Annotated in this window: 8 protein-coding genes; 1 reads left to right on the top strand and 7 read right to left on the bottom strand. The window is 42.6% G+C overall.

Annotation, left to right across the window (positions count from 1 at the left end; genetic code table 11):
• From guaA to IQ229_RS08090, 6 genes are all read right to left on the bottom strand, one after another.
• Positions 1–863 (bottom strand): glutamine-hydrolyzing GMP synthase (guaA, locus tag IQ229_RS08115; protein ID WP_194042777.1); only part of this gene is annotated, 863 nt, incomplete at its 3' end.
• A 228-nt stretch (positions 864–1,091) separates the two neighbouring features.
• A complete protein-coding gene (gene cbiD, locus IQ229_RS08110) occupies positions 1,092–2,207 on the bottom strand; it encodes a cobalt-precorrin-5B (C(1))-methyltransferase CbiD (protein ID WP_194042775.1) in 1,116 nt (371 codons plus the stop codon).
• Positions 2,208–2,474: 267 nt separating this feature from the next.
• A complete protein-coding gene (locus IQ229_RS08105; protein WP_194042773.1) occupies positions 2,475–2,876 on the bottom strand; it encodes a hypothetical protein in 402 nt (133 codons plus the stop codon).
• Between the two features lie 230 nt (positions 2,877–3,106).
• Positions 3,107–3,403 carry a DUF7734 family protein gene (locus tag IQ229_RS08100; RefSeq protein WP_194042771.1) on the bottom strand — a complete coding sequence of 99 codons (297 nt, stop codon included), beginning with the start codon at positions 3,401–3,403 and terminating at the stop codon, positions 3,107–3,109.
• Between the two features lie 36 nt (positions 3,404–3,439).
• The gene (locus IQ229_RS08095; protein ID WP_194042770.1) at positions 3,440–4,036 is read right to left on the bottom strand and encodes a DUF3177 family protein; all 597 of its coding nucleotides are present in this window, start codon (positions 4,034–4,036) and stop codon (positions 3,440–3,442) included.
• A gap of 479 nt (positions 4,037–4,515) precedes the next feature.
• A complete protein-coding gene (locus tag IQ229_RS08090) occupies positions 4,516–4,761 on the bottom strand; it encodes a Calvin cycle protein CP12 (RefSeq protein ID WP_069074399.1) in 246 nt (81 codons plus the stop codon).
• Between the two features lie 374 nt (positions 4,762–5,135).
• On the opposite strand from IQ229_RS08090, the gene IQ229_RS08085 reads away from it, so the two are divergent.
• Entirely contained in the window at positions 5,136–6,368 is a 1,233-nt protein-coding gene (locus IQ229_RS08085; RefSeq protein WP_194042768.1) for an FIST signal transduction protein, read from the top strand.
• On the opposite strand, the gene IQ229_RS08080 is transcribed toward IQ229_RS08085, so the two are convergent.
• Positions 6,362–6,544 (bottom strand): hypothetical protein (locus tag IQ229_RS08080; RefSeq protein ID WP_194042766.1); only part of this gene is annotated, 183 nt, incomplete at its 5' end. The genes IQ229_RS08085 and IQ229_RS08080 overlap by 7 nt on opposite strands.

Genomic DNA, 6,544 nt, shown 5'->3' with positions numbered 1-6,544 from the left:
TCTTGAAACAGTTTTACCAATCGCTCTGGCTCATATTTTCGCATAAAGCCTTGGTCGATAAACACGCAAGTTAGTTGCTCGCCAATCGCTTTGTATAGCAAGAAAGCCAGCGTAGAAGAATCCACTCCACCAGACAGCGCCAACAGCACCCGCTTTTCACCAACTCTGGCGCGAATTTCTCGAATTGCTTCTTCAACAAAAGCCGCTGTTGTCCAAGTGGGTTCGCAATCGCAGATATGGTAGACAAAATTACGGATTAATGCTATGCCACCAACAGAATGCACCACCTCTGGATGGAACTGAACGCCGTAAAGTTTCTTTTCGTGGTCAGCGATCGCAGCACAGGGAGTATTTTCTGTATGTGCTAGTAATTCAAACCCTGATGGCATTTGGATAACTGAGTCTCCATGACTCATCCACATGGTAGTACCATCTTCAACATTAGTAAGCAAATCTGTGGGATCGTCAATATATAATAAGGCTTTGCCGTATTCACCTCGATCTGCCTTTGCCACTTCCCCACCAAGTTGGTTTACCATCAACTGCATCCCATAGCAAACACCCAAAATGGGTATTCCCAAATTCCAGATTTCTGGGTCACAATGGGGAGCGTTGTCACCATAAACTGAACTTGGGCCACCTGAGAGGATGATTCCCTTAGGATTGAGTTGGTGCAAATGTTCAGAACTAGTGCGATAGGATAAAACTTCGGAGTATACTTGAGTTTCGCGGATGCGACGGGCAATCAGCTCAGAATATTGAGAGCCAAAATCCAGAATTACAATCAATTGGCGATCAAGCCGCCCAAAATTTTCCAATGTTTGGGGCGCTTGTTCTGTTGGTAGAGTCACCGCTGTATTCATGACGGAAGTGTTATATCTGTTAAGGATAAATAGATGCTTTGTGGTCTATGGTGATGCTATTATCCAGCCTAGATAGGCTGATAATGGTATAGAAAGTCTTGACAAACGCTAGTTTAGGTGCATTTGTCAAACCCCGGAGTTGGAGATGGTATTAAAACGATAAATCTACCCTAGAGTGGTTACTTAAAGGATTATTTTTTTGGATTGTTTACGATTATTCATAATAAATTAACATAATTTTCCCATCAACAGACCAGCAGTTTTACTCTTCACGATAATTTTGCGATCGCGATCGAAGAGAATAGAGCCACAGACTGTTACTTTTGTGCCTTTTTCGCTATGGCTTTGGATGTATTCTTGGGAACGAACATCGATAGTTTCAGCGATCGCACTGTAAACTTGATTTACCCAATCACTACCAGTTGCAGCATCTAGTGATTTTAGGTGTGTTAGTGCTGCTTCAGCTGTAGCACTGTTAAATACAGCTTGGATATCTGGTAATTTTAAACCTGCGATCGCACAGTGGGCTGCCAAAATTTCTCGCCGTCCATCAGCCAAGTAGTGATGGGTATGAAAAATCCCTCCGGCCAGTTTCATTAGCTTACCGTGATAGCCAAATAATAAAATTTCTTTTACACCCAGCACATCAGCTTCTACTAACATTGGGCCCAGCCAGTTAGCAGTTTTGACCAATTGATCGGGATTAATCCCTAGTTTACGCGCCAAATCTAGGCCATTCTCCCCGATACAAAATACTAAACTCTCAAAACGACTGGCTTTATTTTGTAATTCCTCCCGAAAAACGGCAAGCTGATCTGGTGTACTCAAAGGTTGAGAAATGCCAGTTGTGCCTAAAAGAGAAAGTCCTTCAACCACACCAAAGGCAGAATTGGAAGTCCGAATAGCAAGCGATCGCCCTTCAGGTAAAATAATCGTCACCGTGATTTTTTCTCCCGGTGCTAGCATTCGTTGCAAATTATCTTGCAACAGCCTTTGAGCATAAGCATAAATAGCCGGCTTGTCATCAGCGTTTAATTGCCTACCAATCCCCTCCCCACCTTTGATAATTACTGCATCATCACCCTGTTCTCGCCATTCCACCAGCGCCCAAATCGGTGTATCTTTAGTCAAATCGAGATTATCACCAGGATCGCTGCGAGCGATCGCTAAGGCTGTATTCTCAGATAGTCCTGCTACCTGTTCAATGGGGATTGCTGCAATTTGAGCGGGTTCAATCAAATCTACTGATGCTATGCTTAGGGGTTGGCGATCGTGTAACCAGTGTAAAGCTGCAACAGCAGCAGCGCAGGCAAAGGCGGGAAGCGTGTATCCAGAACGGGACATTTTTTAAATTTAAAAGTCAAAATAATTCTTCAAAATTGTACCCTTACAGGGAAGCAAGCTACGCGCAGCGTCTCGTAGAGAAGACCGTTTCAGACGGCAATTTAGACTCGACTGGTAGCTTGCTTCCTTCAGGATAAAGATTGAGATGAGCCGCCGCAGAGCACCTCCAGTTCTTACAGACAACCTTAATACGGCCGGCTCCATCGAGATTTGTTAGCTTGCTGTCGCTGTTACTGATTAACCTCCTTAACATCAGTTAAACATAGGTTAATTCCATAGAAAAAGTTTAGGTTCAGATGTCTTATATGCCCCCAACACATCACTTGGTAAGAGTTTTCCTTTACCTAATATATCGACAGAAGAACCGTCCTGAATGATAATCTTGAATAAAGGCTGTCTGCTGATTAGCATTGCTGCATCTAAATCGATCACCTGACCATTTTCCTTTAAAACAGCTAGAAATTCAGAGGATGGTAAATACAGTTGCTCTTCATCATTTAGCTGCAAGGTTAACCTTCCGCCATGTTTCCCTGTTGCATCTAAATCTGAAATCTGCCACTGACCATCTTTGTAAGTCTTTGCAAGGTAATCCGCGATTGAAGCAACCCTTTCCTCAAGGCTCTCTTCAGAAGTTTGGCTTAACGTAATAGCCCACAAACTACTTTTCATTGGTATTCCTCATTTACAGTGGCTCTGGGTTTTTACTTCTGTTTAGAGTGCCTCCAGTAGGATTAGACAACCATCGTTATGTAAAACCACTTGTAGGAAAAGAGTAGGGTTATTGGATAGAAATATAAGGCTGCAATGATGCCTCAATTGATAACTTAAAGCGGGCTAACTATTGATTATTACTAATTACGTAGCTTGCTTCTCGTAGGGTATTACGAATTAGTAATTAGTTAAACACCAACCTCTGATAATAGAGCTTCCATAGCTTCCCAAGAGAGTCCTTGTTGAAGATAACGGGGTGCTTCAGGATTGTAAGGACTCGCTACTCGGTCAATGTTGAGGATGTTTGCTCCATCTGGTAGAACTGGTACATCTGCATCAAATGCTGTAGGACGCATTAAAGAACTGGAAAAGCCTTTGAAAATAGCAATTGTATCTTGCTCATCGGCAATTTCCACCGTTACAATTAGGACTTCTTTGGTGCGTTTAGCAGTGTATTGTTCCAGTCGCTTACCAATGGAATTCATTTTTTTTAGAGTAGGGGTATGGTGGCGCAACGATCGTTACTGTGGTGTGGCTGAACGTCCCTGTTTGCCTAGCTTAATCAAAACAAAATAGCTCAAGTAAAGCACATAAATTACTAAACTAGTTATGCCAAGAAAACCTAAGAACTCAGCCTTGCTGTTAGCATGAAAATATTCTTTGAATAGCAACGGAGCCTCGAACCAGACGCGACAATAAGCAGTCTTCAGCATATTGCCAGAAAAAGCACAACCCAAAAAAGGTATAAATGCTAGTGCGCCCAAAAAACAATAAACAGTTGTCGCCCAGCGCCAAGACGTAAAAATAAACTTCAAAGATCCACTGGTTTGATACTCAATTTCATCGTTGATATCCACCCAGAACCACAGCGAAATCGGGATCAAAATCTGAGCTATCAATCCAGAGATAAAGCTAACTGGATATTGGGCAATCATTAAGTAAATTGTGATTGCTACCAGGCTTGATACTCGCCAGTATATAGCCAATAAGCGTTGTATGCCTTCTGCTTTTTGTACAAATGCCCAAATTAGAAGAATTAGCGGAATAATTACCAGGAATAATACTGCCAGTCGGTAATCAATCCAGACGAAAGGTCGAAACCAAATATCATAGTCCATATTTTTTCTCAAACAATAGATAAAAAGAAGTCAGGAGTCTGAATAAATTAAGTGCGATTTTATACCACTACTTGATTATAGACTGCTAAATAAGTCAGGGCTATTAAACCCTTTTATTTAGGAGTCAGTCGGACTCCAATTCATCCTGAATTCTTCTTGATAATAGTTTATTGAACCTCGTATGACTAGAAGTCACGAGTATTATAAAAAATTTCTAGGGGCGTACATCTGTACGCCCCTAGTGCCAATTAATTGGTTGTTTAATTTATGAAAATCGCAACTTATCCCTTTGGAAGAAGCCTATTGATTCAAATAAGGAATTTATTTTTTGTTTCCATGACTAAAATCGGTAGGTCTAAAAAAAACGCTTGCCAGTGGAGGACATTGGTGAGTTTCCACGTCCTCCACTCTAGGCGTCTTCTTTAGTCAATACTGGTTATTTGCTGACCAAACAACAGAAAATCCAGTTGCCTCAATTTCTAGTCGTCGTAAACCCGGCATTCAATTGCATCTGGATTGTCATCACAATACTGTTCTAGGGAATTTTTTGGCTTGCTTTGGCGCTTGTGGGAAGCTTCGGCTTGCAATTCTTCTACTGCATCCCAAGCAGCAGCACACTCTGGTGAGTTGCTACCGTTAATATCACAGACAGTACGCGCTTGTTCCACTTCTTCTTGGATTTTCTCTTGGATGTCGCCTTTTGCTGTTTCTTGGATGTTGGTCATTAGCTTTAGTCTCGTTGTGTGTTGTTAATACTAGTATAGAAAATGTTCAGAAATGGCAGTTTTTCGCTTGATTACTAACCATTCTAACCATTTAGTCGATCATAAGTTAGTGTTTTAGCCCATTGATTTATAACCAATACAGCAAGCTACCGCATCTATAATACATTTACCTTTATTTTTTAAGATTTTGTGGAATTAGTAGCATAGATAAATAATCATACAATATATTTAGATGCCTATATTAGGGAATGACAACCCCAACTTCTTGGGATGGAGGAGACAAAGGGCTGGCATCAATTCTTGTAAGATGCAATTCTTCCCAAAATAAAAAGTCAAAATCTACTAGCCTAAAAAGAGAAAGAAGCTCAAAACTCATGGCAGACCAAATGCAGTGGGCAAATGCCCTATCAACCCGTCATTCTCTGGAAGCCGCTGTTACAGATGTGGTGGAACGAGCTGTTTCATCGTTAACAGCACCTGCGGATTTAGGACTGGTATTCATTTCGTCTGCTTTTACGAGTGAGTATTCCCGACTGTTACCCTTGTTAGCTGAAAAACTTTCTGTGCCTGTGCTAATTGGCTGTAGTGGTGGTGGTGTAATTGGGACGACAGTTAGCGGAGAAACCCAAGAATTAGAAGCCGAACCAGCTATTAGCTTGACTTTAGCACACCTTCCAGGAGTAAAGATTCAAGTTTTTCATATTGCTGCTGAAGAATTACCTGACTTAGACAGTTCGCCAGATGCTTGGCTTGATTTGATCGGTGTACCACCATCACCGACACCGCAGTTCATCTTGTTGTCTAGTTCTTTCGCCTCTGGAATCAACGATTTGTTGCAGGGGCTGGATTTTGCTTATCCAGGATCGACGATCATCGGGGGACAGGCTAGTGGTGGAGGTATGGGTGGTCGTGTTGCCCTTTTTTGTAACGATACTAACGGTGAGGAACAGCAAAACTTGTATCGTGAAGGCACTGTTGGTATAGCTTTGACAGGGAATATTGTTTTGGAAACGATTGTCGCCCAAGGGTGCCGACCAATTGGCAAGCCATTGCAAGTTACAAAAGCCGATCGCAATATTATTTTAGAGTTAGATGAGAAAGTGCCTTTAGTGGTATTGCGAGATTTAATTGCCAGTCTCAGCGAACAAGAACGGATTTTAGCACAGCATTCTCTGTTTGTTGGTGTGGCAATGGATGAATTTAAGCTGACTTTGCAACAAGGAGACTTTTTAATACGTGGTATTCTTGGGGTCGATCCAAATGCTGGGGCGATCGCAATTGGCGATCGCGTTCGTCCTGGTCAAAGGCTGCAATTCCACCTCCGCGATGCCCAAGCCTCTGCTGAAGACCTAGAATTACTCCTCCAAAGTTATCAACACCAACGAGAATCTGAACCCTCTGCCGTAGCTGCCTTAATGTTTTCTTGTCTGGGACGAGGTGAAGGACTGTATGGTAAACCCAACTTCGATTCTGAACTATTTCAGCGCTATCTCAACGATATTCCTGTAGGTGGTTTTTTCTGTGGCGGTGAAATCGGCCCTGTTGGTGGCAGAACCTTTTTACACGCCTACACCTCAGCATTTGGAATTTGTCGCCAAAATCAGTAATGAGTGCTGAGTGCTGAGTGCTGAGTGCTGAGTGCTGAGTGCTGAGTGCTGAGTGCTGAGTGCTGAGTGCTGAGTGCTGAGTGCTGAGTGCTGAGTGCTGAGTGCTGAGTGCTGAGTGCTGAGTGCTGAGTGCTGAGTGCTGAGTGCTGAGTGCTGAGTGCTGAGTGCTGAGTGCT

Origin of the sequence: Nostoc cf. edaphicum LEGE 07299, assembly GCF_015207245.1 — a bacterium.
Taxonomy (GTDB): Bacteria; Cyanobacteriota; Cyanobacteriia; order Cyanobacteriales; family Nostocaceae; genus Nostoc; species Nostoc edaphicum_B.
Note: the sequence above shows the minus strand (reverse complement) of the source record. Positions and strands in the feature narration are given on the sequence as shown.

Coding starts and splice junctions, on each gene's coding strand:
- IQ229_RS08085 (WP_194042768.1), top strand. CDS start 5,136: ATGGCAGACCAAATGCAGTGGGCAAATGCCCTATCAACCCGTCATTCT.
- IQ229_RS08105 (WP_194042773.1), bottom strand. CDS start 2,876: ATGAAAAGTAGTTTGTGGGCTATTACGTTAAGCCAAACTTCTGAAGAG.
- cbiD (WP_194042775.1), bottom strand. CDS start 2,207: ATGTCCCGTTCTGGATACACGCTTCCCGCCTTTGCCTGCGCTGCTGCT.
- IQ229_RS08095 (WP_194042770.1), bottom strand. CDS start 4,036: ATGGACTATGATATTTGGTTTCGACCTTTCGTCTGGATTGATTACCGA.
- IQ229_RS08100 (WP_194042771.1), bottom strand. CDS start 3,403: ATGAATTCCATTGGTAAGCGACTGGAACAATACACTGCTAAACGCACC.
- IQ229_RS08090 (WP_069074399.1), bottom strand. CDS start 4,761: ATGACCAACATCCAAGAAACAGCAAAAGGCGACATCCAAGAGAAAATC.